Origin of the sequence: Halosimplex halobium (assembly GCF_051414055.1) — an archaeon.
In the GTDB taxonomy this organism is placed as follows: Archaea; Halobacteriota; Halobacteria; order Halobacteriales; family Haloarculaceae; genus Halosimplex; species Halosimplex halobium.
On record NZ_JBLKNX010000016.1, the window covers coordinates 1 to 25299 of the forward strand.

At 70.5% G+C, this 25299-nt stretch carries 25 protein-coding genes; 12 read left to right on the forward strand and 13 right to left on the reverse strand.

Annotation, left to right across the window (positions count from 1 at the left end; all coding sequences use genetic code 11):
• Positions 1–89: 89 nt before the first annotated feature.
• From ACMGFG_RS16640 to gcvT, 3 genes are all read right to left on the reverse strand, one after another.
• Positions 90–383: a hypothetical protein gene (locus ACMGFG_RS16640; RefSeq protein ID WP_436931445.1), complete on the reverse strand. Its 294-nt coding sequence runs from the start codon at positions 381–383 to the stop codon at positions 90–92.
• A 330-nt stretch (positions 384–713) separates the two neighbouring features.
• The gene (gene gcvH, locus ACMGFG_RS16645) at positions 714–1097 is read right to left on the reverse strand and encodes a glycine cleavage system protein GcvH (RefSeq protein WP_436931446.1); all 384 of its coding nucleotides are present in this window, start codon (positions 1095–1097) and stop codon (positions 714–716) included.
• Complete coding sequence (gcvT, locus tag ACMGFG_RS16650; RefSeq protein WP_436931447.1) at positions 1094–2188, reverse strand: glycine cleavage system aminomethyltransferase GcvT; 1095 nt, start codon at positions 2186–2188, stop codon at positions 1094–1096. Before gcvT ends, gcvH begins: the two co-directional genes overlap by 4 nt.
• Positions 2189–2702: 514 nt before the next feature.
• Here gcvT and ACMGFG_RS16655 point away from each other — a divergent pair.
• Positions 2703–5228, forward strand: a complete 2526-nt coding sequence (locus ACMGFG_RS16655) for an efflux RND transporter permease subunit (RefSeq protein ID WP_436931448.1) — start codon at positions 2703–2705, stop codon at positions 5226–5228.
• A gap of 33 nt (positions 5229–5261) precedes the next feature.
• On the opposite strand, the gene ACMGFG_RS16660 is transcribed toward ACMGFG_RS16655, so the two are convergent.
• Positions 5262–6740: an aryl-sulfate sulfotransferase gene (locus ACMGFG_RS16660; protein WP_436931449.1), complete on the reverse strand. Its 1479-nt coding sequence runs from the start codon at positions 6738–6740 to the stop codon at positions 5262–5264.
• 125 nt (positions 6741–6865) lie between these two features.
• Between ACMGFG_RS16660 and ACMGFG_RS16665 the strand changes: the two genes are divergently transcribed.
• The 8 genes from ACMGFG_RS16665 (at position 6866) to nth (ending at position 15284) form a co-directional block, all read left to right on the forward strand.
• Complete coding sequence (locus ACMGFG_RS16665; protein WP_436931450.1) at positions 6866–7381, forward strand: NYN domain-containing protein; 516 nt, start codon at positions 6866–6868, stop codon at positions 7379–7381.
• Between the two features lie 255 nt (positions 7382–7636).
• Positions 7637–8518: a CAP domain-containing protein gene (locus ACMGFG_RS16670; protein ID WP_436931451.1), complete on the forward strand. Its 882-nt coding sequence runs from the start codon at positions 7637–7639 to the stop codon at positions 8516–8518.
• Positions 8519–8584: 66 nt separating this feature from the next.
• Positions 8585–9433: a TatD family hydrolase gene (locus ACMGFG_RS16675; RefSeq protein ID WP_436931452.1), complete on the forward strand. Its 849-nt coding sequence runs from the start codon at positions 8585–8587 to the stop codon at positions 9431–9433.
• A gap of 38 nt (positions 9434–9471) precedes the next feature.
• Positions 9472–9693, forward strand: coding sequence for a hypothetical protein (locus ACMGFG_RS16680; protein ID WP_436931453.1), 222 nt, complete (start codon positions 9472–9474; stop codon positions 9691–9693).
• 330 nt (positions 9694–10023) lie between these two features.
• Entirely contained in the window at positions 10024–10605 is a 582-nt protein-coding gene (locus ACMGFG_RS16685; RefSeq protein ID WP_436931454.1) for a DUF2150 family protein, read from the forward strand.
• 146 nt (positions 10606–10751) lie between these two features.
• The gene (locus ACMGFG_RS16690) at positions 10752–13118 is read left to right on the forward strand and encodes an Ig-like domain-containing protein (RefSeq protein WP_436931455.1); all 2367 of its coding nucleotides are present in this window, start codon (positions 10752–10754) and stop codon (positions 13116–13118) included.
• Positions 13119–13157: 39 nt separating this feature from the next.
• Entirely contained in the window at positions 13158–14504 is a 1347-nt protein-coding gene (gene hmgB / locus ACMGFG_RS16695) for a hydroxymethylglutaryl-CoA synthase (protein ID WP_436931456.1), read from the forward strand.
• Positions 14505–14594: 90 nt separating this feature from the next.
• Complete coding sequence (gene nth, locus ACMGFG_RS16700) at positions 14595–15284, forward strand: endonuclease III (RefSeq protein WP_436931457.1); 690 nt, start codon at positions 14595–14597, stop codon at positions 15282–15284.
• A gap of 81 nt (positions 15285–15365) precedes the next feature.
• On the opposite strand, the gene ACMGFG_RS16705 is transcribed toward nth, so the two are convergent.
• From ACMGFG_RS16705 to ACMGFG_RS16730, 6 genes are all read right to left on the reverse strand, one after another.
• Complete coding sequence (locus ACMGFG_RS16705) at positions 15366–16235, reverse strand: CheF family chemotaxis protein (RefSeq protein WP_436931458.1); 870 nt, start codon at positions 16233–16235, stop codon at positions 15366–15368.
• 218 nt (positions 16236–16453) lie between these two features.
• Entirely contained in the window at positions 16454–17596 is a 1143-nt protein-coding gene (ygfZ, locus tag ACMGFG_RS16710) for a CAF17-like 4Fe-4S cluster assembly/insertion protein YgfZ (RefSeq protein ID WP_436931459.1), read from the reverse strand.
• 88 nt (positions 17597–17684) lie between these two features.
• A complete protein-coding gene (locus ACMGFG_RS16715; protein ID WP_436931460.1) occupies positions 17685–17885 on the reverse strand; it encodes a DUF7333 family protein in 201 nt (66 codons plus the stop codon).
• A 118-nt stretch (positions 17886–18003) separates the two neighbouring features.
• Positions 18004–18267 (reverse strand): DdfA family disk-determining factor, encoded by a 264-nt coding sequence (gene ddfA / locus ACMGFG_RS16720; protein WP_436931461.1) that lies wholly within the window; start codon positions 18265–18267, stop codon positions 18004–18006.
• A gap of 89 nt (positions 18268–18356) precedes the next feature.
• On the reverse strand, positions 18357–19022 hold the full coding sequence (locus ACMGFG_RS16725) for a helix-turn-helix domain-containing protein (protein ID WP_436931462.1): 666 nt from the start codon (positions 19020–19022) through the stop codon (positions 18357–18359).
• A gap of 144 nt (positions 19023–19166) precedes the next feature.
• The gene (locus tag ACMGFG_RS16730) at positions 19167–20354 is read right to left on the reverse strand and encodes an FAD-dependent monooxygenase (protein WP_436931463.1); all 1188 of its coding nucleotides are present in this window, start codon (positions 20352–20354) and stop codon (positions 19167–19169) included.
• A gap of 130 nt (positions 20355–20484) precedes the next feature.
• Between ACMGFG_RS16730 and ACMGFG_RS16735 the strand changes: the two genes are divergently transcribed.
• Positions 20485–20871: a hypothetical protein gene (locus tag ACMGFG_RS16735; protein WP_436931464.1), complete on the forward strand. Its 387-nt coding sequence runs from the start codon at positions 20485–20487 to the stop codon at positions 20869–20871.
• 51 nt (positions 20872–20922) lie between these two features.
• On the opposite strand, the gene ACMGFG_RS16740 is transcribed toward ACMGFG_RS16735, so the two are convergent.
• The 3 genes from ACMGFG_RS16740 to ACMGFG_RS16750 all read right to left on the reverse strand — a co-directional run bounded on the left by ACMGFG_RS16740 (position 20923) and on the right by ACMGFG_RS16750 (position 24313).
• Positions 20923–22029, reverse strand: coding sequence for a WD40/YVTN/BNR-like repeat-containing protein (locus tag ACMGFG_RS16740; protein ID WP_436931465.1), 1107 nt, complete (start codon positions 22027–22029; stop codon positions 20923–20925).
• A gap of 135 nt (positions 22030–22164) precedes the next feature.
• Positions 22165–23127 carry a hypothetical protein gene (locus ACMGFG_RS16745; protein WP_436931466.1) on the reverse strand — a complete coding sequence of 321 codons (963 nt, stop codon included), beginning with the start codon at positions 23125–23127 and terminating at the stop codon, positions 22165–22167.
• Positions 23117–24313 carry a hypothetical protein gene (locus ACMGFG_RS16750; protein ID WP_436931467.1) on the reverse strand — a complete coding sequence of 399 codons (1197 nt, stop codon included), beginning with the start codon at positions 24311–24313 and terminating at the stop codon, positions 23117–23119. Before ACMGFG_RS16750 ends, ACMGFG_RS16745 begins: the two co-directional genes overlap by 11 nt.
• Before the next feature lie 150 nt (positions 24314–24463).
• Between ACMGFG_RS16750 and ACMGFG_RS16755 the strand changes: the two genes are divergently transcribed.
• Complete coding sequence (locus ACMGFG_RS16755) at positions 24464–24760, forward strand: UPF0175 family protein (RefSeq protein ID WP_436931468.1); 297 nt, start codon at positions 24464–24466, stop codon at positions 24758–24760.
• Positions 24757–25296: a PIN domain-containing protein gene (locus ACMGFG_RS16760; protein WP_436931469.1), complete on the forward strand. Its 540-nt coding sequence runs from the start codon at positions 24757–24759 to the stop codon at positions 25294–25296. The genes ACMGFG_RS16755 and ACMGFG_RS16760 overlap by 4 nt, the downstream gene beginning before the upstream one ends.
• The last annotated feature ends 3 nt before the right edge of the window (positions 25297–25299 follow it).

The following is a 25299-nucleotide window of genomic DNA, read 5'->3' on the forward strand; positions in this document are numbered from 1 at the left end:
TCGCGTTCAACAAACTCTAAGTCGATCTCGTCTAAACATCCGCCGAGGCGGTCGTTTTCGGGCATAGAACACTCAGAAAACGAACCGCCTCACTTTTCAGCCTTATCTGAACACCGCCCGTCGTAGGCCACGATGCCGGCCGCCTCCATCGGCGGGATGCGCTCCTCGACGAGTTCCGCCCTGACGGTGTCGAGGGTGATCGCGTCCATCGTCTCGCCGTCGCTGGCGGCCTTGAACCGGGCGGCCTCGTTGACCAGCAGTACCATCCCGCGCTCGCCGTCCGGCTCGTCGAGCAGCGCCCGGACGACCAGCCGGGCGAGCGGGTCGTCCAGTCCGTCGTCGCGGTCCCGCGGCAAGGGCCCACCTTCCTTCGTTCGGTCCATGCGGAGGGTGAGCGCTACCGGGTAATAACGGTGTCTCCCCGGCGAACGACTGTCATTCCAGCGGCCGTTCCGGAGCTACCCAGAGCAGCCAGCCCGCGCCGACCCGCGACGCCGCGCGGACGACTCGGCCGACGCCCCGGCGGCGACCGATCGGTCACCCCCGGGCGCTGGTAGCTGCGATCCCTCGTTTCTCCGCCGCCCTCATCGTCGGTGGTCGTTCGTCGTGCGGCTTTGGTATCGCGCCAGACGGTTTACACCGGTCACTTCGGACCACGGAGAGCCGTCGCTGTCGGACGCCAGGGCACACCGCGGGCGAGGAAAACAGGCCGGTCAGGCGATCTGGTCGCGGTACTCGTCGGCCGACAGCAGGTCGTCGAGTTCGGACTCGTCGTCGAGGTCGACCTCGATCAGCCAGCCGTCGCCGTAGGGATCCTCGTTGACCAGTTCCGGGCGGTCGGCCAGGTCGTCGTTGACGGCCGTGACGGTGCCAGAGACGGGCGCATAGATGTCCGAGACGGCCTTGATCGACTCGACGACGCCGAAGTCCTCGCCGGCCGCGACTTCCTCGCCCTCGTCGGGGAGGTCGACGAAGACCACGTCGCCCAGCTCGTCCTGGGCGAACTCGGAGATGCCGATGCGCGCGCTGCCGTCGTCGACCCGTGCCCACTCGTGGGAGTCGAGGTAGCGCAGGTCGTCGGGAACGTCGAAGCTCATCTGTCGAGGAATGGGGGCGCGGTGGTACGTGCTTTCTTCGGTTCGCCCCGCACCGAGACGCGGACCCGCTCGTCGAGACCGACATCGACCGGGAGGTACGCCAGGCCGATCCCCCTCCCGAGCGTCGGGCTCATCGTCCCGCTCGTGACCGTCCCGAGGCGCTCGCCGTCGGTCGACTCCACGGGGTACCCCTCCCGGGGAACGCCGCGGTCGACGAGTTCGATCCCCCGGAGTTTCTCGTCGACGCCCTCGACGTCGACCCCCTCCAGCGCGTCGCGGCCGACGAACTCGCTGTCGAGGTCGACCGCGAACTCGATACCGGCCTCGTAGGGGTTGCGTGGGTTCTCGTCGGGGTCGAAGTCCTGCCCCGAGAGGAGAAAGCCCATCTCCAGGCGGAGCGTGTCGCGGGCGCCGAGCCCGCAGCGCTGACAGTCCAGGGCCGACCAGACCGTCTCGGCCTCGTCCCAGGGGTAGATCAGCTCGTACCCGGGTTCGCCGGTGTAGCCCGTCCGAGAGACGAGTGTCTCGACGCCGGCAACCGACCCGACGGTCGTCTCGAACCGCCCCAGGTCCCCCAGGTCGGCGTCGGTCTCCGCTGCGAGCAGGTCCCGGGCGTCGGGGCCCTGGAGCGCGACCATCGCCAGCGACTCCGTGCGGTTCTCGACGGTCGCGTCGAGCCCCCAGGCGTCGCGGTGGTCGACCCAGCGGTCGGCCATCTCGGCGTCGTGGCCGGCGTTGGGGACCACCAGATAGTCGGCCTCGACCGACCAGTCGGCGGGTGGGCGGGAGACGACGGTGTCGTCGAGCATCACGCCGCGGTCGTCGGTGATCGCGGCGTAGTTCGCCTCGCCCGGGTCGAGGTCGGACACGTCGTTGGTCACCAGCCGGTTGGTGAGGCGGTCGGCGTCCGGCCCGGCGACGGCCAGCTGGCCCATGTGCGACACGTCGAACCGGCCGACCGACTCGCGGACCGCCTCGTGTTCCGCCCGGATGGAATCGAACTCGACGGGCATCTCCCAGCCCCCGAACTCGGTGAGCGTCGCGCCGCTCGCCTCGTGCGATCCCGCGAGCGGCGGCTGTCTGAGCGACATACCCCGATCCCCGCCTGCCAGCGACGTAACTGTTGCCGTCGCGCTCGCGTGCGCGCCCGCGAACTCCGCCACGCACCGACAGATGCTACCCTCCCATCGACGGGTTTCACCCTCGACGGATCCTCCCCCGTCGACCCCGGCGTCCGACGCTCTCAATCGATAGCCGCTATATCAAACAGCGGTCGACGCGGAGAGCCGCGCGGCTGTCGCCCGGGGCTGCAGCTGGGCGGGCCCGCGAGTCGGCGACCGTCTGGGTCGACGGCCGCAGGTCGGGGGCCCCGCTGGTCGACGCCCCGGATCGGCGCCCGCCCGGTCCGCTCACCGATCCGCCGCGTACGGCCGGTTGCCGGTCGGTTTCCCACAGTTTCCGACCCTGAAACTGTGTTCCCCTTTATATGTCTATCCCGGCTGTCGGGTCGAACGCGATGGTTCCCGCACTGTCCGCACGGTCGACCGCCCTCCCGTCCGGCGAACCGCCGGGCGGCGCATCACAGGCACCCGCGGAGGTGGTCCCGTGAGCCGCCTCGACCGCCCGTTCCGGTTCGTCACGGAGCACAACCTCGTCGTGCTCCTGCTCATGCTGCTGGTGACCGCCGGCGTCGTCGCCGGGATCGGCCAGCTCCAGACCCAGAGCCAGCTGAACGGCTCGGAGGCGGTCGGCGACACCGAGGTCGCACAGGCCATGGAGTACATCCAGTCGAACTACGGGACGAACGACAGCGAGTCCAACGCCACGTCGGTCAGTCCCGCGCCGGTTTACGTCCGGAGCGACGACGCCCTCTCGAAGGCCGCGCTGCTGGACTCGCTGGAGTTCCAGCAGCGGGCGCTGGACAACGAGTCGGTCGCCGCCGCGCTGGGCGACCGCGAGCCGTTCGGCGTCGCGAACCTCGTCGCGATGCGCGCGGCCGGCGACCGGGACGCCTCCCTCGACGAGCAGGTAGCCGCCCTGGAGTCGGCGGACGCGAGCGAGGTCGAGTCGCTCGTCGCGGAGACGCTCTCCGCAGGCTCGGCCGCGGGCGCGCTGCTCCCCAACGACTACGAGCCCGGCACCGCGACCGCCGAGAGCCGCCGGATGCTGTTCCGGTTCGAGAGCGCCGACGCCGGCGACACCGCGGCCGAACAGCGCGCGGCCGCGACCGCGGCGCTGTACGAGCTCGCCGGCGACCGCGAGGACCCCGACTACTTCACCCTCGGCGAGCACGCGGTCGCCGCGTCGAACGCCAACATGAACCAGCAGACGATGGAGCTGATCGTCCCGGTCGCGCTGCTGGCCATCCTCGCGGTGCTGGCCTTCTCCTACCGGGACCTGGTGGACGTGGTCGTCGGGTTCACCGGCGTCGTCCTCTCGGTGCTGTGGATGTTCGGCATCCTCGGCTGGATGCAGATCCCCGCGGGGATGACGATGATCATCGGGCCCGTGCTCATCGTCGGGCTCAGCGTCGACTACGGGTTGCACGTGTTCATGCGCTACCGCGAGGAGCGCGGCGAGGGTGAGAACATCCGCGAGCCGATGGCCAGGGGGCTCTCCTCGGTCGCGGTCGCGCTCGGGCTGGTGACGCTGACGGCCGCGGTCGGGTTCATGTCGAACGTCACCAACGAGTTCGCGATCATCGAGCAGCTCGCGATTGGCATCACGCTGGGCGTCGTCTCGACGTTCGTCGTCTCGCTGACGCTCGTCCCGGCGCTGAAGGTGACCGTCGACGGCCTGCTCGAACGGGTCGGCCTCGACCGGCGCAAGCAGCCGCTCGGGCAGACGCGGCTGCTCGAACCGTTCCTCACCGGCGGCGTCCGCCTCGCCAAGCGGGCCGCGCCGGCCGTGATCGTCCTCGTGCTGGTCGCCGGGTCGGCCGGCGCCGTCGCGTGGACGGACCTCGACCGGCAGTCGGTCCAGCAGGACACCGACGGGATCGCCGAGTGGAAGCAGAACCTCCCCGGGCCGCTGGGCTGGGAGACCAGCGAGTACGACGAGCAGAGCAGCTACGTCGACGACCACTACCGGGCGGCCGAGGAGGACGCCCGCCGTCGCTCGCAGATACTGCTGGACGGGGACGTGACCTCGCCGGCGGCGCTGGCGGCCGTCGGGACGATCCACGACGGCGCCCCCGAGGAGGACGCCGTGTTCCAGCGGGCGGACTCGGTCCCGCTCCGGTCGCCGCTGTCGGTGATGGAGTCGGTCGCCGCACGGAACGACGAGTTCGCGGCGACGTTCGCCGATGCGGACACCGACGGCGACGGTGTCCCCGACCGTGACGTGACCGAAGTCTACGACGCGCTGTTCGCCGCCGCGCCCGACCGGGCGAGTCAGGTCGTCGAGCGCACGGACGGCGAGTACCGGTCGCTTCGCGTCGTCGTCCCGATCGAGGGCGGTGCGACCATCGCCCAGCAGGCCGAGGCCATGCAGGCGGTCGCCGGCGGCGTCTCGGCCGACGGCGTCGACGCCGTCGCGGCCGGGTACGGGGTGCTCAACCAGGCCGAACTGGGCCAGACCGCCGACAGCATCCTGACGACGCTGATCGTCGCCCTCGCGGCGGTCGGCGTCCTGCTGACGCTGGTCTACCGGGTCGCGACCGGCAGCGCCGCTCTCGGCGCGGTGACGGTCGTCCCCATCGTCCTCGTCACGGCGCTGGTCGTCGGCGGGATGTACCTGCTGTCGATCCCGCTGACGCTGCTGACCGCCCTCCTGTTGAGCCTCGTCGTCGGGCTCGGCATCGACTACAACATCCACGTCAGCGACCGCTTCGCACAGGAACTGGAGCGCGGGCAGACGGTCACCGGCGCGCTGCGGACGGCGGTGACCGGCACCGGCGGCGCGCTGCTGGGCAGCACGCTCACCTCCGTCGGTGCGTTCAGCGCGCTGCTGCTCCACCCCCACCCCCAGATCACGAGCTTCGGGACGCTCGTCGTCCTCGCGCTGTCGCTGTCGTTCGTCGTCGCCGTGTTCGTCCTCCCCAGCCTGCTGTTGCTGTGGGCGAACCACGGCAGCCCCGAGGCCGTCCGCAGCGAGTCGCCGACCCCCGACGGGCCGGTGGCGCAGGACTGACGGGTCGTCCGATTTTCGTCGGGGCCCCGGTACTCAGTTCCGCCGGCGCCGAACGAGCGCTCCCGCGAGAGCCGCGGCGACCGCGCCGACCGCGAGGGCGGCGCCGAGCGGGGTCGGTCCCGACCCTGACGTGGTCGTGCCGAGCAGGCTGTCGTCGCCCGATCTCGACCCGGTGTCGTCGCCGTCGCCGCCGTCGGCACCCTCACCCTCGGCTCCGTCACCGCCGGACCCGTCGGCCGCGTCGGTGCCGCCGTCGGCCGTCGCCGTCCCCGACGCGCCGATGGCCGCCAGGTCCTCGTCGGGGATCAGCCGGGTGCTCTCGAACCCGGTGAGATAGTCGTAACAGGCCGCGATGGCGTCGGCGTCGAAGTCGGCGCTGCCGGTCGGCTCGGCGACGCCGCCCTCGCCGATGTCGGCCATCGTCGGGCCGCTGGACTCGTCGCCGGTGCCGACCCGCTCCACGTCGTAGGGCTGGTACGGCGAGTACACCTCCCAGACGACCTCGCCGTCGGGCGTCACCTCGACGATGCGGTGGGCCCGCCGGTCGGCGATCAGCGTGTTGCCGTTGGGCAGGCGGTCGGCGTCCCGCGGTTCGTCGAGGTTCCCGCCCCGCAGCACCCACGTCCGGTTCCACTCGTCGCCCTCGCGCTCGTACTCGACCACGCGGTCGTTGAGGCTGTCGGCGACGATGACCGTCGCGTTGCCGTCCTCGCTCTCGAGGTAGTCGGGGTTGTGCTGCTCGTGGAGGATCGAGGTGTTGTCGTCGCTGCCGAGCGTCCACTCGACCTCCTTCGTCTCGCGGTCGATGGCGACGACCTTGTCGAAGTTGCGGACCGAGACCATGAACGTGCCGTCGCCGACCTTCTCGACGTCGTTGTTGTGGGTCCAGTCGCCGCCGAACTCACCGCCGCCGGACTTCGGGTAGTGTTCGGTGTAGTTGGCGAAGTAGTACTCCCAGGTGATCGCCTCCTGGGTGAGATTGTAGACCAGGACGCGGTCCTCGCCGTCCTGGCTCATGTCGTTCATGAGCAACTCGTCGCCGTTGATCAGGTCCACGTCGTGGGTGTCGTAGACGCCGTCGAAGTGGCGGACCGAGACGTGCTCGCCCGTCTCGGGGTCGATCTCCTCGATCTGGGTGTCGCGGTTGTACGTCGTCGCCTGGAGGATGTTGCCGTTGTCGAGCACGTCGATGTCGTAGCTCCACCAGCGGCCGGCCGCGGTGTCGTTGTGGACGCCGACGATGGAGCCGTTCGGCCGGGCGCCGACGACCATCGCCGAGGTCTTCTCGCCCTGGTAGGCGCCCTGGATCGAGAACAGGGTCGTCCGCTCGGGCGTCCGTTCGATCGTGCCGACGCAGGGGTTCGACGCCCCCTGGAGGCCGGCGGTCGCGAGACCGGCACCGGGCGCGGCGCCCGCACCGGGATCCGTACTCGCGAGGCCGCCGGTGGCGCCGGCGACCGGGACCGCCAGCAGGAGCGCGACGAACAGCGTGGGGAGGACGGTTCTTCGCATCTGTCACGGGTATCGACCGAGGCGGTTAACTCCGTTACGACTCCCGGCCGAGCGGCGCCGGCCGCGACGGGGGGTCAACTCCCCGAAACGTCACGCCTATACTCGACGGCGGGGAAATCGGGTGCATGAGCCTGCTGGGGCGGCTGTTCGGCGACGGGTCGGCGGACACGGACGGGCCGGGGTCGGCAGTGGACACCGGGACCGGGGCGGACCTGGAAGCGCGCGGCCACGACCAGCCGCGGGTGGGGTTGTTCGTCGACGGGCCGAACGTCCTGCGCGAGGAGTTCGACGTGGACCTCGACGACGTGCGGTCGGCCGCCGAGCGGTACGGCCAGCTATCCTTCGGTCGCCTCTACCTCGACGAGAACGCGCCGTCGGGGCTGATCCAGGCGGCGGAGGCGCGGGGGTTCGAAGTCGTCACGACCAGCGGCGACGTGGACGTGAAACTCGGCGTCGACGCGACGGCGGCGACCGTCGAGGAGGCCATCGACGTGCTCGTCGTCGCCTCCCGGGACACGGACTTCAAGCCGGTGCTGGAGGCGGCCGCCGAGCGGGGGCTGGCGACCATCGCCGTCGCCCCCGGCGAACACGGCCGCTCGGACGCGCTCCGCAACACCGCCCACGAGTCGATCACGCTGTAGCGGCGACCGAGTGGAGACGGGGCGACCCGGGGCCGTCCCGCCGCTCGCCAAGAGTTAACTCGCCGGGGGCGCACCGGCCGGTATGCGCAGAGTCGACGGTCGGAAGCTCGTTGCCGGGCTGGTCGCGGCGCTGCTGGTCGGCCTCCTCGCTGGGTACGCGCTCGCAGTGGTCCTGTGAGCGCGTCTCGGCCGGTCGCGTTCAGCCCGTGATAATCGGGGGCGAGTCTTTAACCGGGCGAGCGGGAATCCTCGGACATGCTCCGGATCGACGGGCGCGTGCTCGCGGCGTCCGTGTTCGGCGTGTTCCTCGTCGGCGCGCTCGTCGGGTTCGCGGTCGGCGGCGGGAGCGGCGCGCCCGGCGGCCCGGCGACGCCGACCGACGCCGGCCCGGGCGACACCGCCCCCACCCCGACGCCCTCGCCCGCGCCGACGCCGACGCTCACGCCGACCGCCGGGCCGACTGCCACCGCCACGGTAACTGCGGCGCTGACGCCCACGCCGACCCCGACAGCGACCCCCACTCCGACGGCCGTGCCGACGCCGACCGCGACGGCGACGCCGACGGTGACGCCCGAACCGACCGCGACGCCGACGCGGACGCCGATGCTGATCCGGCGGTTCGACACCGAGCGGATCGAGAACCACCTCCGACGGCTGATCAACGACTGGCGCGCCGAGCGGGACCTCCCGCGGTTCAGCCACGCCGACGGGACGGTCGTCCGGAAGTTAGACCGGATGGCGACGGCCCACAGCGTCGACATGGCCGACCTCGGCGAGACGGTCCACCGGATCGACAACCGCTCCAGCGCCGGCCGCTACCGCGATTACGCGCTGTTCGAGACGTGCAAGTTCAAGAAGCGCGGCGACCAGTACATCGTGACGCCGACGCGCAACCGCCTGGAGGTGCTGGACAAGACCTACGCCGGGGTGACCTACCGCGGGCCGGGCGGCCCCCGGTACAACGAGAACGAGTCGATGGTCGCGCGAGCCATCTTCGAGGACTGGCGGACCAACCGGGTGTTCCGCGAGCGCCTCTCCTACGCCAACGCCACGCGGCTGGGCATCGGTATCGAGACCACCGACAAGAACGAGGTGTACGTGACCGGCAACCTCTGCGGCCTCTACGGGAGCGCGTAGGGGATTCGGCCACCGCGCCGGTCCCACAGCGAACGGTTTTTTCGACCGCGCGCCGGAGGGCCGGACATGAACGCCGAGATCGACGGCCCGGTCCTCGACGACCACATGCACCTGGACCCGGTCCACGGCCGCGGCGTCGACGCCGCCCGCGAGTTCGCCGACAGCGGCGGGACGCACCTGCTCGTCGTCAACAAGCCGTCCTGGCACCTCCTCGACTCCCTGCCGGAGGGCGCCGAGGACTTCCGCGAGGTGTTCGAACTGACCGTCGACGTGGTCGAGCGCGCGAGCGAGGAACTGCCGGGACGGGCCTGGCCGGTGCTGGGCGTCCACCCGGGGCTCGTCTCGCAACTCGTCGACGACGGCCTCGACCCCGAGGAAGCCCGGGACCTGATGCAGACGGGACTGGACACTGCCGCCGAGTACGTCGCCGACGGGCCGGCGCTGGCGCTGAAGTCCGGCCGCCCCCACTACGACGTGAGCGACGCCGTCTGGGACGCCTCGAACGAGGTGATGCGACACGGGTTCGACCTCGCGGCGGAGACGGGCTGTGCCATCCAGCTCCACGCCGAGAGCAGCGAGGACTTCACCGAGGTCGCCGAGTGGGCCGAGGCGCGGGGGCTCCCGCCGGAGCGCGTCGTCAAGCACTACGCCGGCGGCCGGCTGGGGGGGATCACCAAGAGCGTCATCTCCCACAAGGACGAACTCGAACTGGCGATCGAGGAGGACGAGCCGTTCATGATGGAGACGGACTACATCGACGACCCGGACCGGCCGGGCGCGGTGCTGGGCGTCGGAACGGTCCCCTCGCGGGTGCGCTGGCTGCGCGAGGAGGGGTACGACGAGGCCATCGAGCGCGCGCACGTCGAGACGCCCGCCGCGGTCTACGGCATCGACACCGAGGCGACGCTGGAGTGAGCCGGTATCTTTTCACTCGCTGACGGGAACGCCGGAGTATGGACGACCACCGCTGTCCCGACTGCGGCGTGTCGATGGAGTCCGTCGAGTTCGGCATGAGTGACGCCTGGAACCCCCACATCAGGACCGGCGAGAAGCGCGAGGGACTGCTCGGCAAACTCGGGATGGGTGAGACCGAGGACGTGACGACGCTGATGTGTCCCGAGTGCGGCTTGCTGCGTTTCTACGCCGATATCGACGAGGACGAAGAACCGTACTGAAGTCGGGCCGTACGGCACAGTTTCGGTGCGGTTGCGGTGGCCGGGAGCGCGTGCCCGCGCATCGGCGCGGGCCGCGCGTAGCGAGGGACCGGAGGTCCCTCGGACCTCGCGGTGTAACCGCGAGAACCCGGGGAAGGGCGGGCCCGCCACGAGCATCCGGCGCCACCGGCGCCGGTTCACCGCATCGAGGCCGAAGGCCGAGATGCGGCCTTTTTCACCCATGTTTTTGCTGGGGGGGTTCCCCGCAGCGCGCCGGCGGCGCGCGAGGAAACCCCTCCAGGAAAAAGATGGGGTCGAAAGCCATATGACCGGAGCGACGAACGACGTTGTATGAGCAATCAGCCGGGGGAGTACTACACGCCCGAACGCTGGCAGAACTGGCTGGACAGGATCGACGAGGAGGACCTGGACCCGGAGGACGACGACACGGCGCAGCTGCTGTGGAACATGCAGGACGACACGGCCATCGCCGTGGTCAAGGTCGTCTCCGACTTCGAGGAGGGCATCCTCGAGGAGGAGGAGGCCCTCTCGGAGATCGAGGAGATGCGCGAGGTCGTCCTCGCCGAGCCGGCGTTCGACGACGAGGAGGCGCTAATGTTGGTCGACAGCGTCCAGACCTCGCTCGTCTGTGTCTTCTACTCCGCGGAGGAGTTCATCGTCGGCGGCACCGCCGAGGACGCCGAGATCGGCGAGTACGTCGGCGCCGCGGCCGACGCCGAAGCGGAGGAAGACCTCGACACCGCGCTGTCGTACTGCGTCCAGGCGGGGACGCTGGTCATCGACGGCGCGGAGTTCGACCCCTCCATCGCCGAGGAGGTCGAACCTGGGCTGGTCGTCCAGTGGGTCAACGGGCTCGACAGCCTCCAGACGGCGATGAAAGACCCCGAAGTCGTCGAAGAAGACGACGAGTAGCCGGCCGACAACGGGCCGTCCACGGCGGGTCCCCGCTCCGTCGTGACGCGCCCGCCGTCCGCCGAGCCCGGGCCCGTCGGTGGGAGTTATCAGGGTGGAAAATCGGGGACACAGGTTTTTGCACGCCGAGGCGGTAGTCCGGGGACATGGAGCCGTGGGACGACAGGGGCCAGTCCATCCAGATCGGGGCGGTCCTGATCTTCGCGGCGCTGATCCTCCTGCTGTCGCTGTACCAGGCGACGATCGTCCCACAGCAGAACGAGCAGGTCGAGTTCGACCACAGCCAGCAGGTCCAGAGCGACCTGCTGGACCTGCGGAACGCGGTGGTGTCGACGTTCGGCGAGTCGGCGAGTCGAGCGGTGTCGGTCCAGCTGGGGACGACCTATCCCTCGCGGGTGCTCGCGGTGAACCCGCCGCCGGTGTCGGGGTCGCTGTCGACCGCGGGGACCGCCGACGGCGACGTGTCGTTCTCGCTGGCGAACGTCGAGGCGCTGGACGAGGAGACGGACGACTTCTGGGATACCGGCGGGTCGCCGCGGGCGTACTCGACGGGGTCGGTGGTCTATCGGCCGAGCTACAACGAGTACGGGCAGCCGCCGCGGACGGTGTACGATTCGACGGTGCTGTACGACAACTTCACGTTCGAGGGGGCGACCATCGCGCGCAGCGACCAGACGCTGGTCGACGGGTCGACCATCTCGCTGGTGGCGCTGAACGGGTCGCTCCGGCGGTCGTCGTCCGGTAGCACCGCCGTGGACGTGCGGCCGGTCAGCGCGTCGAGCACGACCGTCGCCGTTCGGAACGAGCCGGGCGAACGGGTGACGTTGCGGATTGCGACCCGGTTGCCGGAGCAGCGCTGGGAGGAACTGCTGGCCGACCAGCGTGCCAGCGAGGGGGGCAATATCAGCGACGACGACGACGCGGTCCGGACGGAGCCGCTCGGCGTTCCCGGCTACAGGACGCTCGTCGTCGAGCTGGTCCCGGGCACCTACGAACTGCGGATGGCGAAGGCGGGTGTCGGGACGCGGGTGACCGACACGTCGGCGGCGTACATGACCGACGTGGCGGCCGACGGCTCGACGGTGCCCGAGGAGGGGGCGGTCCGGCTGACCGTCGAGGTGCGCGACGCGTACAACAACCCCGTCGCGGGGGTGGACGTGACCGGCGAGTCGACGGTGCCGTCGGCGGGGGTGCTGGCGACGAGCGAGACGACGACGGGCGAGGACGGGCGGGCCACCTTCCGGTTCGAGGCGAAGTCCGTCGACGCGGCGACGGAGGTACCCGTCGAGTTCACCGCCACGGTCGACGGCGCGTCGCCGTCGTTCGATCCCGGTGACCCGGAGGACGTCGAGGCCGTCGTCGAAGTCCAGAACACGCAGGTCGACGGCGCCTCCGGCGGCGGCAAAGCACCGTTCTCGGTGACGTGGGACTCACCCGAAGTCTCCGAAACCGGCACGTACCTCTCGCCCTGCGACTCCTCGGACTGTACGTGGGACGTCGGAGCGGACGCCGACGACACGCTCGACTTCTCGGCAGTGGTCGAGGATATCGCCGGCGGTGTCGACAACACGACGGTGGACGGGACGACCGTCGACTTCGCACTCAACAACGGGACGGTAGGGACGCTCTCGTCGGAATCGGACATCTCCGACAACAGCGGAACGGTCGAGACAACCCTGACAGCGAGCGAGAACGGAACGGTCCGTCTCTACGCGGTCAGTGGCGGTGCGAGCGACACGCTCAACGTCACCGTCACGAACGTGACCGGGGCGAGCAGTCAGGGGCCGACGCTCGGGTTCCGGGTCGACGACTTCAGCGACCGGCGAGACAACGAGCCCAACTTCGTCGCTTCCTACGACGTGAGCGACACCAGTTCCTCGTACGAGCGTGTTGAGGTGTCGTTCGCCGCCAGCGACGGGAACCCTTCGGGTACCAGACAGAGTACCGCGACGCGCGGCAGTCTCGGCTACCAACCAGAATCCGGAAACGGCGAACAGTTCGACATAACGCTCGACGTCATCTATACTGACGACCAGGGCAACGAGTACGTCGCGGCCAGCAAGACCATCACCGACACCGCGGATGCTCGCAACCCGACGAGCCAAAACGCGGACCTTTCGGAGTCCAACAGCGCGAGTCTCGACAGCGTGACTATCGAAGACCGATCGAAGGTGAACAATAACAATGTGTGGTACCGATATAGCTACACAGTCTCCGGCTCGGGAAGCTTCAGTCAGGTCCGGTTGTTCGCCCTCAATCTCAACGGCAACGGGGCAACGGGGTTCCGCGACGAGACGAGTCGGTCCGGGAAAAACGTGGATCTCAAGCCCGGAGACGGCACGAACACCCAGTACCGCGTCGGGGTCGCCGTCTACGACGCCGACGGAGCCATCGTCGAAGTAGTCGACCAGACGGACGCCGCGGACGGCGATGGCGTCGTTCTGACTGCCACCGTGGCACTTCTCACAGTAGCACTCGCCGGACACGCGCTTCGACGGTCGTCGATACGCTAGTCGACAGGCCCTTATACCAGTCGCGCGCAAGTGGGGCCTATGACATCGGTCGGTATCGACGCCGTCGAGATCCGGACGGGGAAGCTCAGGCTGGACCTGCCGGAGACGTTCGCCCCGGCGCAGGGCGACGACCCGGGCAAGTACACCAAGGGGCTCGGCCTCACCGGGAGTTCGTTCCCGGACGTGTACGAGGACATCGTGACGATGGGGGCCAACGCGGCCCACGACCTGATGGAGCGCAAGGGGCTCGAACCCGAGGACATCGGCCGCATCGACGTGGCGACGGAGTCGGCGTTCGACAACTCCAAGCCGGTCTCGACGTACATCGCCGGCTGTCTCGAACAGGTCTACGACGGCGACTTCCACCACGCCAACAAGGGCGAGCGGAAGTTCGCCTGCATCTCGGGCACCCAGAGTCTGGACGACGCGTACAACTGGATCCGCGCGGGGCGCAACCGCGGCCGCTCGGCGCTGGTGATCGCCACCGATACGGCGCTGTACGCCCGCGACGACCCCGGCGAGGCCACGCAGGGCGCGGGCGCGGTCGCGCTGCTGGTCAGCGAGGACCCCGACCTGGTCGAGCTGTCGGCCGAGCAGGGCTACGGCAGCGCCGACGAGACGGACTTCCTCAAACCCCAGCAGCAGTTCCCGAGCGTCGACGGCAAGCGCTCGGTGCAGGTGTACCTCGCGCGGATGCGCGAGGCCATCGAGGACTTCGAGTCGGTCGCGGACACCATCCACCCCGACGACTACGTCCTCGGGCCGTTCCACACCCCCTTCCCCGGGATGGTCCGCAAGGCCGCCGCGCTGGCGTTCCGTCACTTCAGCCGCGACACGGAGATCGAGGAGCGACTCTCCGAGGACATCGGCCGCCAGCCCCGCCGCGAGGCGTTCGACAGCGAGGAGGCGTTCCGCGAGGCCGCCGCCGACTACACCGACGAGCTGACCGACACCGACACCTACCGCGAGTGGTACGCCGAGACCGTCGAGCCCACGCTGACCATCTCCCGCGAGGTCGGCAACTGGTACACCGGCTCGGTCCACCTCGCGCGGCTCTCCGGGTTGAAAGCCGCCTACGAGGAGGGCACCGACCTGACCGGCGAGCGACTGCTCGTGGGTTCCTACGGGTCGGGCGCCCAGGCGGAGATCCACGCCGAGACCGTCCAGCCGGGCTGGGGGGCGGAGATCGAGGCCCTCGACGTGGACGACCAGCTGGCCGCCCGCTACGAGCTGACCTTCGAGGAGTACGAGGACGTCCACGACGTGCACAACCACGACGCCGAGGCCGGCGTCTCCGACGTGGACCAGTTCACCACGCCCGACTCCGAGTTCGTCTTCGACGGCTGGGGCCGGATGGGCGAGCGCAAGTACACCTACGTGGAGTGAGCGCCGGCGGTCCCGACCCGCCCCCCGCGACGCGTAGCCTGGATCCAGACCGAACCACTCAAGCGCGATTCGGCCCACGGATCGCCCACAATGGGCACGCCGCTCCCCTCGCGCACCGAGCAGGCCGAGGAGGTCATCGAACGGCTCTGGGAGGAGTACCCCGACGCCACCATCTCGCTGAACTTCTCGAACCGCCTCGAACTGCTCGTCGCCGTCGTCCTCTCCGCGCAGTGCACCGACGAGCGAGTGAACAAGGAGACAGAAGCCCTCTTCGGGAAGTACCAGTCCCCCGAGGACTACGCCGAGGCCGACGTGGACGAACTCTCCGAGGACATCGGGTCGATCACCTACCACAACAGCAAGGCCGACTACCTCAAGTCCTCCGCGCAGACGATCATCGACGAGCACGACGGGGAGGTGCCTGACACGATGGAGGAGCTGACCGACCTGAAAGGAGTGGGGCGAAAGACGGCGAACGTCATCCTCCAGCACGGCTACGACCTGGTCGAGGGCATCGTCGTCGACACGCACGTCCAGCGGCTCTCCCGCCGGCTGGGGATCACCGAGGAAGAGCGCCCCGAGGCCATCGAGGAGGACCTGTTGCCGGTCGTTCCGGAGGACGAGTGGAAGTGGTACACCCACCTGCTGATCAGCCACGGCCGCGAGGTGTGTACGGCACGCAATCCCGACTGCGACGAGTGTGTCGTCGAGGACATCTGTCCGTCGTCGAAGCTCGACCACGGGGTCGACCTGGCGAGCGGCGAGCCCTGGGACGACTGACGGGCCTGTTCCGGGGCCGACGCGGCGCGCAACTGGTCCGGACGACCGACGCGGCGACCACTCGACCCGGCCGCCGGTCGGCTACGCGTTCACGTCTTCGAGGTGGTTGGAGACGACGACGCGGCCCTTCGGAGTGAGCCTGGGGCCGTCCTCGCCGTCGACGACGAGGTCGTCGGCCCGGAGGTCGTTGAGGACCATCGTCAGCTGGCTGCTCTCCACGTCGAGGACGTTCGCCAGCGAGACGCCGGGCCCGGTCGAGTAGACGGCCACCAGGAGCTCGACCTGTTCCTCCGAGAGGGACACGTCCTCGAGGTCGGCCACGAGGTCGCTGTACTCCAGGCGGAGGTAGCGGCCGAGGATCGACAGCTTCCGCGGCGACTCCAGCGCGGCCAGCGAGAGGGTCGCCTCGCCGCCCGAGAGGTGCCGGACCGCCAGGACCGACCGCTCGGTGCCGCTGATCTCGCGGGAGGTTCGCTCGAAGTCGCTGACCGTCGAGAGGTCCACGTCGACGGTGTCGTCGGCGCGGCGAAAGCGGACGCTACCGGGCTTGAGATACAGCTTCGCGGGGGCGAACGACTCGTCGGTGACGCGCCCGCCGACGCGGGCGGGGTGTTTGACGGTCACGTCGGTCCCGTTCAGGATGGCCTTGAACAGGACGGTCGTGAACTTCTCGATCTTGTCGTCGTCGGCCTCGACGGCCGCGACCATGCGGTTCCCGCCCTTCTCGAAGGCGACCGTCACCGTCGAGTCGAAGAAGTCACCCAGGTCGTCGGGCACCTGGCCGACGGCCACGTCGAAGATGGAAGACAGGGGGATGGTCACCTTCCCCTCGTCGCCGGCGAGGACGAGCCGCTTCTCGCTGAGGAGGATCCGCCCCTTCACCGGCTCGGCGCGGGCCGAGGCCTCCGAGTTGAAGGTGGCGACGAAGTCCGCGATGACTGATTCCGACATGGGCGGCGTTAGGACACCCTTCCGCCCCACGAATATTGAGCGTTTCGTGCCAGTATCACGTACGAGAACGGTCGATGCCGGTCCGGGACAGCCGACGCCAGCCCGCGACGGCGACGCCGGTCCACGGCGGCCGACGCCGACTCACAGCGGCCTTCGACCGGTCGGGAGCCGGCGTCGGGATAGCGCGGCCGGCGGGCCGGAGATGGCCTCCGGGCCTGCTACGCGGCGTCGGGATAGCGCGGTCGACGCGCGGAGTCGTCGCTGCCATCGACGAACGGGAGGGCGACCCGCTCGGCGGGGCGTTCCGCGCCGTCGACGCGGACGGCGAGGTCGGCGGTGCCGTCGCCCGCAGTCGCGTCGCTGTCGACGGCGGCCAGCGCGACCGGTTCGTCGCGGGTCGGACTGACGGCCCCACGGGTCACCTCGCCGACGGCGGCGTCGCCGGCGAACACCGCCGCGCCGGCGTCGGGGACGGGATCGGTCTCGCTCTCCGCGTTCGCGTCGGGGTCGACGACCAGTCCCACGAGCCGCTGGCTGGGCCGGCCGCGGTTCTCGACGCGGGAGACGACCTCCTGGCCGACGTAACAGCCCTTCTCGAAGTCCAGCGCGTTGCGGACGCCGCAGACGTTGGGGATCCGGCCGGCGAGTTCGGACTCGAAGAGGGGCGTGCCGGCCTCCAGCGTCAGCGTCTCCCAGGTGCGGTAGCCGAAGGGGGCGGCCGCGTTCCCGCGATTTTCGAGGGTGTCGAACACCTCGGCGGCCGCGTCGGTGGCGCAGACCACCTCGTAGCCCTCCTCGCCTGCCAGTCCGTCGTCGCGGATCACGGTGACGCCGGCGTCCGCCATCGTCCCGCGGGCGAACGAGAGGGGGCGCTCGGGGGAGCCGGCCTTGTTGAGGACGCTGGCGATCTTCTCGGTCGCCTGGGGGCCGTAGACGCCGAAGACGCCGAAGTCGTCGGAGGCGTCCGTTATCTCCACGTCCTGGATGAACGTCTTCGAGCGCCAGTCCTCGGCGACCCGTTCGTGCTCGGTCGGCGGGAGGAAGACCAGCAGGCGGTCGCCGGCGGCGGCGTTGTAGACGTACATGTCCGTCTCGATCTTTCCCTGCGGGTCCAGCAGGAGGGCGTAGCAGCCCTCGCCGTCCTCCGTCGGGACGCGGTTCGAGACGGCGTTGTCGACGAACTCGACGCGGTCGTCGCCCTCGACGGTGAGGACGCCGTAGCCCCGCTCGGTGACGCCGACGACGTTGCGGACGGCGACGTGGGACCGCTCGGGGCGGCCGTAGTGGGCGACCACCCGGCGGTCGCCCCGCTGCTCGAACGTCGCGCCGTGGTCCTCGTGGACCGACTCGATGACCGTCATTGCCCCGACGTGGGGCCGGTGGCGGGTTACGTCTTGCGGAGCGGAGAACGGCGCTTGGGGGGCGCGATCGGTCGCGACGCCCGTCCCCTCACCGCGCCGCGCCGGCCCGGTACTGCCCGTGGGCGACGCCGATCGCCAGGCAGATCAGCCCGAAGACGACCATCGAGGGAGCGACCATCATCAGGATCGTGTCGGTGCCCATCGGGATCGGCGCGCCGATCAGTCCGCCCAGGCCGACCGCGATCAGGACGACGAACGCGGCAGCCGTCTTCGGCAGGTCGAGTTCCATGGCAGGGAGTTAGGAACGACCTCATATCAGGATTGTGACGGAGATAGCCGAACCGGACCGCCGCGGCCAGGGCGTTTTGGGGACCGGGACTGCCAACGAGCAGCCGAGAAGCGGACGGTCAGGCCGGCGTGACGGCCACGTCGCCGTCGGCGTCGACGCGGACCTCGTAGCCGAGGTACTCGAAGTGGACGGCGCCCCGCGCCGCCAGGGCATCGGCGTCGCCCGGGCGGAACAGCGCGTCGAGCGCCTCGGGGTCGACCACCGAGTAGAGCGGCGTCGCGAGTTCGCCCGGGTCGACGCCTTCACGGTCGGCCACCCGCCGGACGACGGCGGCGCTGGGTGATTCGGGGCTGTCCGGTCGGCAGACTGTGGTTGCTGTCATCCTGCGTTCCTACCGGCTCGCCGCCGACCAACCTGGCGTCGAATACTGCGGTCCTTTTTGTACCGGTGCCGACCGGCCGCGACGGCGGGTCAGGCCGGGGCGAACAGCGAGTCGAAGAGTTTGCCGACGATCCGGCGGAGGTGCGTCGAGAGCGTCGAGCGGGAGATGCCCAGTTCGTCGGCGACTGCCTGCGCGCTCGCGCCGTCGGTGTCGTAGTACCCCATCCGGGCGGCAGTCCGCGCGACCTCCAGCTGGCGCTCGGTGAGCCGCGAGCGGACGCCGCGTCTCCCGCTCTCGACGGCCTGCGGCCCGGAGCGGTAGAGCTTCCGGAGGTCGAACTGGACCCCCTCCTCGCGACAGTACTCCCAGTACTCGCCGAGTCGATCCCGCTCGGGCGCCAGCAGGCGGAACCGCCAGCCGCGGTCGGCGCTCTCCAGCGAGAGTACCTGCACACCCAGCGACGCGATCTTCGGGGTCGTGAACTTCGCGTCCGGCCCCGGGACGACCTGGTAGACGCGCTGGTCCGAGAACGTCACGGTCGCACGCCACTCCGCGACCGTCGGGTCGGCGTCGAGCGCCGCCTCGAACGACGCGAAGTCCGTCTCGGAGACCGCGTAGAAGAACACCGGGTGCTCGAACGCCGAGAACGGTTGGGACTCGACCCGGACGGTCGCGTCCGAGACCGTTCGAACGGTCGGCGTCAACGGCAGGTCGGCGTGATCGACGACGACCTCCGCGATGAAACTCTCTCCCACTCCACCACCGCCATTGTCAGATGTTCACACGCCCCGGATAAATCGTTTCCGGGCTGGCACGTTCTGTCGGCGGTCATGGAGTACACGTTCGAAAACGTCACCGCGTGAGAGGATACCAGCCCGGAACGGAGCGCATCGCGGCCCTCACCCGCGTAGCAGCGACCGGATCTGGTCGAGCGAGAAGACGGTGGTCGGCCGGTCCATGTGGACGCCGATCTCCCCGGAGAACGCCCGGAGGCCGACCCGCTGGACGGGTTCGGGCAGCGAGTAGGCCCGGCGGATCCAGTGGCCCAGTTCGATCTCCCGTTCGAGGTCGTCGCGCCACGCGCGCTCGTAGGCGGCCAGCGTCGCGGGGTCGCGGGGGTCGACCTGCCGGGCGGCGTGGTCGGCGGCCGTCATCCCGTAGAGGATGCCGCCGCCGGTGAACGGCTTGGTCTGGGCGGCGGCGTCGCCGACCAGAAACGCCCGGCGGTTCGTCACCGAGTCGGGCGGGCCGACGGGGATCAGGCCGGAACAGCGGTGGTCGGTCTCGACGCCGTAGTCGGCGGTGAACCGGTCGAAGCGGTCGCGCACGTCCGCGCTCGGCGGCGTCGCGAGGCCGTACTCGACGCCCGCCTCTCCGCGGGGGATGCGCCAGGCGAAGAAGTCGGGGACGGTGAGGTGCACGTCGACGAAATCGGAGGCGTCGTCCTCGTCGGAGAACCCGAGCACGCCGTGGAGGAGTTCGTCGGGTTCGGGCATGTCCAGTTCGCGCCGGACTCGCGATTTCGGGCCGTCGCAGCCCGCGACCATCCGCGCCTCGTGGGTCTCGACGCCCTCGGGGCCCCGGACTTCGAGTTCGACGCGGTCGCGGTGTTCGGTGACGCCGACGACGGTGTGGTCCTCCCGGAGGTCGACGCCCGCCTCCCGGGCGGCGTCGGCGAGTTCCCGGTCGAGCCCCACCCGGTCGATGACGTTCGACACCCCCTCGTCCTTGTAGAAGGGGTACGTGCGGGCCGGGAAGTCGCCGTCGCGGCCGTCCGAGCCGTGTCCGTCGTCGCCGGCCACGTTTCGGTCTCCCGGGGCGTGACCGTTCGACCGGGGGTCGCCCGGCGGGTCGCCGCGCGGGCCGCCGAGGTGGAAGCGGGCGCCGTAGACGACGTTCTGCAGGAGGCGGTCGCGGGCGCCCTCGGGGGTGTACTCCCAGATGTCGGTGGAGACGTGGCCCGAACAGGCGAGGGGTTTCCCGACCTCGCCCTGCTCGAAGGCGAGCACGTCGTGACCCCGCTCGGCGGCGCGGCGGGCGAACCGCGAGCCGGCGGGCCCACAGCCCACGACGACGAAATCGTGCATACACGCCCCGTGGCGTGTCGCGATGAAATATCTTTCAGTCCGGAGTTCGCGGGCGACGGCGGTCGGTCCCGCGGTCCGTACCGACGCTGTTTGCTGGTGGCCTTATGTCGGACCGGTGCCAGTCACCGCCATGAGCGAGTATCAGCCGGGCGTCTGCAACATCGGGCGCGACGAGCAGCGCAAGCGGCGCGCGCTGGGCGCGGTCTCCTTCCTCGCCGCGGCGGCCTACGTCGGCTTCGTCGTCGGGACGGGGCGACCCGCCGGCCTGCTGCTCGGGTCGTTCCCGCTCCTGTTCGGCGGGTTCATGGGCGTCGTCCAGGACCGGATGGGCTTCTGTGCGGGCTTCGGTGCGCTGGCCCGCTACGACCTCTCCGGGTCGGGCGGCGACAGCGGGTCCGTCGGCGATGAGGAGGCGGTGAAACAGGACCGGATCAGGGCGTTCCAGGTGGTCGCCGTCTCGGCGGCCGCGGCGGTCGTGGCGACGATGGCCGTCTACGGCGTCGGGGCGGCGCTGTGATCAGCGGGCGAAGCGGGCCTCAACCGGTCAGTCGCTTCGCTCGCTCGGCGGTCAGACCACGGCCAGCCCGTGTGGCGTCTGTGACTCGTAGGCGTCGGGCCACTCCAGCGAAATCCGCTCCCACGAGGCGCCGGCGTCGGCCGAGCGGTAGAGTCCGCGATTGTTCAGCGCGAACAGGACCGAACCGCCGGCCGCGGCGAGGAGTGACCGGACCGTCCCTTCGGGGTCGGGCAGGCCGTCCATCGCGAGGCCCCACTCGGCCGACGCCGCCGGGCCGGTGGTGTCGTCGCCGCCCGGTCCCGCGTTCGTCGTCCGGTAGACGTACGCCTCGGCGGTCGAGACCCGGTGGGCGCTCCGGGCGCCGCCCGCGGCGGAGACGACGACGGTATCCGGGTCCGAGCGCGGGACGGCCAGCCCCCAGACGTACCGGTGGTCGGGCCCTTCCTGGGGGTATACCCAGGTGTCCCCGCCGTCCTCGGACCGGGCGTAGCCGTCGCCGGCGGCGGTGTACACCCGCCCCTCGCGCTCGGGATGTGTGGCGAGCGTGTGGTTGTCGTAGCGGGCGCCCTCGGTCCGGTCCTGCCAGGTCTCGGTGCCGTCCGCGCTCTCGGCCGCCGTAGCCGCGAGCGCCTCGTCGGTCCGCACGAGTGCCCCGGCCTCGATGGCGACGTACAGCCGCCCGGGGTCGTGCGGGTCCGGTTCCAGCCAGCGGACGTGGTGGGTGTGCGGTCGCGGCGGGAACGACCACTCCGACTCCGAGGGGAGGTCGGTCAGCGGCGGCAGGGGGACCCACGAGTCGCCACCGTCGGTCGAGCGGTAGACGGCGGAGGGTTCGGTCCCGGCCCACACGGTGTCGGGGTCGTGCGGGCTGACCGCCAGCGCAGTAACGCGGTCGTCGATATCGGGGGCGACCCGTTCCCAGGTGTCGCCGCCGTCGGCGCTGCGGTGGATCCCCGACTCGACGGTGCCGACGAACGCCCGGTCAGGCTCGTCGGGACTCGCGGCGACGCACCGGCAGCCGCGGCCGACGAGGCGTTCGTCGGCGGTCCAGTCGTCGGTCGCACTCGGATCGGACCCGTCGGCCGTCGGGTCGTCTCCCCCGCCGCGGACGACGAGCACGCGGTCGTCGAGGGCGGCGTAGGCGGTGGTGTCGCTCATACCGGACGGAGAGGCGGGAGACACTTGACTGCTCGCTGAAATCGATTTCACCGGACTGGAGTCGAATGCGAGACTCGCGCTCCGGCGTTTCGCCGGCGATTCGAGCGGGTATCGAAGCCGGCGTCGTACCCGCGATCAGCGCGAGGTCCCGTCCCATACCGACAGGTCCGCGACCGTCTCGACGGCGTCGCCGCGGGTCACCGCCGCCCAGAGCCCGTCGAACGGCGGCCGCCCCGCGTCCTCGCCCGTCGTCTGTCCGTCCCACGCGTCGAGACGGCGCCGGGTCATCCCCAACCCGCCCGCGTCACCCTCGGGAGAGTCGACGGCCGCTCCGGTCGAGCCGTCGTCGGTATCCGCGCCCGTCGGACCGTCGTCGACGGCAGCGCCGGCCGAACCGTCGTCGACACCGCCGAGACCGTCGAGGCCGGTGGCGGCATCGTCCCCGCCCAGATCCGGCTCCCCGCTGTCGTCGTCCGCTCCCGGAGCTGGGCCGTCGGCGGCGCCGCCGATCTCGTCGCCGTCCGGCGATCCCAGCCCGTCGCCGGGCGCGGCCAGGCCGCCCTCACCGGACGACGACGGGTCGCCGTCCCCCGGTGCGTCCAGGTCTCCCAGTCCGCCCGACCCGCCGTCGCCCTCCCCGGAGCCGACCGACAGGTCGTCCGCCGGCGTGTCCGAGGCTGGGCCGGGGTCAGTGCTCTCGTCGACCCCGAGTTTCGCACGGAGGTCGTCGCCGTCGAGCGGGGTCACGTCGTGGGTCGCGGCAGCCGACTCCGCGACGCCGCCGGAGCCGACGGTCAGGCAGGCCGCCGAGTCGGCGCCGGTCTTCTCGGCGAGCGCGCGGAGCTGCTCCAGCTGCGCGGACTCGACCGCTCGCTCGCCGGCGACCCAGACGATCTCGCCCCGAATCCCGCCGTCGACCCGCTCTTTCGCGAAGACGAAGACGTGCGAGCCGTGTTCCTTCACGGTCGTCCGGTAGCCCTCGGCGGCCCAGGCGTCGGCGACGAGGGCGGCCAGGTCCGCGTCGCTGGCGCCGCTCAGGTCCGCGGGATCGACTGGGTAGTCGTCGGACTCGTCCGCGGGGTCGGGGTCAGCGGCCATTCGTCCGGGCGCTCACGCGTTCGCGGGTCGGTTCGTCGACGACGGTGTAACTGTTCTCGGCGGCCACGTCGTCGAGCCGCTCGACGAGCGCCTCGAAGTCGGCTTCGAGGCGGTCGCCCTCGAAGTACACCGAGTGTTTGGCGCCGAGCGTGACGAGCAGTTCCGTCGAGGACTCGGCGGCCGAGACGGCCGGCTCGTGGTGGACGACGCCCTCACCGGGCGGTTCGCCGTCGTGGACCGCCGCCGTCGGCGTGTAGACGGTTCCCTCCTCGATACAGTAGAGCTCCGCCCACTGGCGGGTCCGCCGGACGTAGTCGTAGAGGAAGGCGACGGCGCCGACCAGCAGCAGGGGAGCGCCGGCGACCCGCGGGCCGGTCACGAGCAGCGAGACGCCGACGGCGACCAGCGACAGGCTGGCGGTCGTGAGGTTGATTACCTCCGCCATCGGCGACCCCTCGGGCAGCGGACTCAGCGACGACTCGAACGGGCGCTTGCGGACCTTGAACCCGCCTTTCGAGAGGTACACCTCCTCGTCGAAGGCGGCCGCGGCGCCGCCCCGGCCGGGTGAGGTGTCGTTCGTCGGGACGTAGCCCAGGTCCTCGGCGATCTGCCGGAGGTGGACGTGGAAGGAGTGCAGCGAGAACAGATCGGGGATGCGGACCGACACGCGGTGGGTGTGGTCCATCGCTACCTCCTCGCCGTCGGTCCGGGAGGTCGCCACGACCGCCAGCCCCAGCAGGATCGCGCCGAACCACAGCGCGGTCATGGCGGCGCCGAACTCGCCGCTCAGGCCCTCGGCGTCCCCGAAGGCGACCGAGACGATCAGCGCGACCGTCCCCGCGACGGTCAGCGCGACGCCCAGCGACCGCCGCAGCCGGATCCAGTTGAGTCGCTTCCAGTTGGTCGCCTCGATGATCTCGTAGCGGTTCAGCGGGACGGTTCCCGACCCGCCCAGCAGGCCGCCGACGCCGTCGCCGCGCCCGCCGAGCAGTCGCCCGACCGCCCCGCGGTCGTAGAGGTAGAGGACGACCGCGAGGGCGACCAGCGGGACGGCCAGCCCCGAGAGCGTCGTCACCCAGTCCGGCCGCGGGCTGTACGGGCCGGGTGGCGGGAGCAACCGCCCAAGCAGCCCGAACCCGACGCCCGCGAGCCCCGAAACGACCGCGCCCGCTCGTGCGAGTCCCATGACGAGCGGGTCACTCGTCTGTCAGCAGTTATAGCTGTCCGCGCAGGTCTCAGATCTGATATCAGTCCGGTCGCGAACGTTTTTGTCGGATCGGGGGACCACGTTCGTCCGTGCGACGGACCTATTGCACTGTAACGCGTTGCAACACACATGGAGAACGTCACGACGCGCATGAGTGACGACGAGCTCGATCTGGTGGAGCGGCTGGCCGACGCGAGCGGGGAGAGCCGGAGCGACGTGATCCGGAAGGCCGTGCGTCGCGGGGCACGGGAGGAGTTGATCCGCCTGGCGCTCCAGCGGTACCGGGAAGGGGAGGTCGGGATGCGTGGCGCGGCCGACCTTGCGGACCTGCCCATCGCGGAGATGATGGCCGAAGCCAACGAGCGCGGCGTCCTCTCGAACTACGACGAGGCCGACCTGGCCGGAGACGTGGACGCGCTGCGATGAGCCCGGAGCGTGGTGAGGACGACGGAGAACGGACACTCCTCGTCGATGCGAGTGTCTTCATCACGCTGGCAGCGGTCGACGCCGTCGACCTGCTGGTCGGGATGGAAGGAACCGGCGTGGTTCCCGAGCGAGTCGCCGAGGAACTCGCCGACGATCGGTCGCGAGCAGCGCTCGCCGGATACCGGGAGGACAGTTCGATCCGCGTCGAACGCGCCGACGACCGCCTGGAATCGGCGCGGACGCATCTCGGTGTCGACGGTGAGTCGGGTGACGTAGGACTGCTTGCTCACGCCATGGCTACCGGCGAATCGGTGGTCGCGGTGACCGACGACAGACCGCTCCGGCAGACCTGCAAGGCGCTCTCGGTCCCGGTGTCCGGGTCGCTCGGTGTCGTGATACGTGCCGTCGAGCGCGGCGAGATCGGCGATGCGGAAGCGAAGGACCTGGTTTACGCGATGGACGAGGTCGGCGCGCGCCTGAGCGCGACCCTCGTCCGCCGGGCGGAACGGCTGATCGACGACGCGAGCGACGAGTGAGCG

Coding starts and splice junctions, on each gene's coding strand:
- ACMGFG_RS16640 (WP_436931445.1), bottom strand. CDS start 383: ATGGACCGAACGAAGGAAGGTGGGCCCTTGCCGCGGGACCGCGACGAC.
- gcvH (WP_436931446.1), bottom strand. CDS start 1,097: ATGAGCTTCGACGTTCCCGACGACCTGCGCTACCTCGACTCCCACGAG.
- gcvT (WP_436931447.1), bottom strand. CDS start 2,188: ATGTCGCTCAGACAGCCGCCGCTCGCGGGATCGCACGAGGCGAGCGGC.
- ACMGFG_RS16660 (WP_436931449.1), bottom strand. CDS start 6,740: ATGCGAAGAACCGTCCTCCCCACGCTGTTCGTCGCGCTCCTGCTGGCG.
- ACMGFG_RS16665 (WP_436931450.1), top strand. CDS start 6,866: ATGAGCCTGCTGGGGCGGCTGTTCGGCGACGGGTCGGCGGACACGGAC.
- ACMGFG_RS16670 (WP_436931451.1), top strand. CDS start 7,637: ATGCTCCGGATCGACGGGCGCGTGCTCGCGGCGTCCGTGTTCGGCGTG.
- ACMGFG_RS16675 (WP_436931452.1), top strand. CDS start 8,585: ATGAACGCCGAGATCGACGGCCCGGTCCTCGACGACCACATGCACCTG.
- ACMGFG_RS16680 (WP_436931453.1), top strand. CDS start 9,472: ATGGACGACCACCGCTGTCCCGACTGCGGCGTGTCGATGGAGTCCGTC.
- ACMGFG_RS16685 (WP_436931454.1), top strand. CDS start 10,024: ATGAGCAATCAGCCGGGGGAGTACTACACGCCCGAACGCTGGCAGAAC.
- ACMGFG_RS16690 (WP_436931455.1), top strand. CDS start 10,752: ATGGAGCCGTGGGACGACAGGGGCCAGTCCATCCAGATCGGGGCGGTC.
- hmgB (WP_436931456.1), top strand. CDS start 13,158: ATGACATCGGTCGGTATCGACGCCGTCGAGATCCGGACGGGGAAGCTC.
- nth (WP_436931457.1), top strand. CDS start 14,595: ATGGGCACGCCGCTCCCCTCGCGCACCGAGCAGGCCGAGGAGGTCATC.
- ACMGFG_RS16705 (WP_436931458.1), bottom strand. CDS start 16,235: ATGTCGGAATCAGTCATCGCGGACTTCGTCGCCACCTTCAACTCGGAG.
- ygfZ (WP_436931459.1), bottom strand. CDS start 17,596: ATGACGGTCATCGAGTCGGTCCACGAGGACCACGGCGCGACGTTCGAG.
- ACMGFG_RS16715 (WP_436931460.1), bottom strand. CDS start 17,885: ATGGAACTCGACCTGCCGAAGACGGCTGCCGCGTTCGTCGTCCTGATC.
- ddfA (WP_436931461.1), bottom strand. CDS start 18,267: ATGACAGCAACCACAGTCTGCCGACCGGACAGCCCCGAATCACCCAGC.
- ACMGFG_RS16730 (WP_436931463.1), bottom strand. CDS start 20,354: ATGCACGATTTCGTCGTCGTGGGCTGTGGGCCCGCCGGCTCGCGGTTC.
- ACMGFG_RS16735 (WP_436931464.1), top strand. CDS start 20,485: ATGAGCGAGTATCAGCCGGGCGTCTGCAACATCGGGCGCGACGAGCAG.
- ACMGFG_RS16740 (WP_436931465.1), bottom strand. CDS start 22,029: ATGAGCGACACCACCGCCTACGCCGCCCTCGACGACCGCGTGCTCGTC.
- ACMGFG_RS16745 (WP_436931466.1), bottom strand. CDS start 23,127: ATGGCCGCTGACCCCGACCCCGCGGACGAGTCCGACGACTACCCAGTC.
- ACMGFG_RS16750 (WP_436931467.1), bottom strand. CDS start 24,313: ATGGGACTCGCACGAGCGGGCGCGGTCGTTTCGGGGCTCGCGGGCGTC.
- ACMGFG_RS16755 (WP_436931468.1), top strand. CDS start 24,464: ATGGAGAACGTCACGACGCGCATGAGTGACGACGAGCTCGATCTGGTG.
- ACMGFG_RS16760 (WP_436931469.1), top strand. CDS start 24,757: ATGAGCCCGGAGCGTGGTGAGGACGACGGAGAACGGACACTCCTCGTC.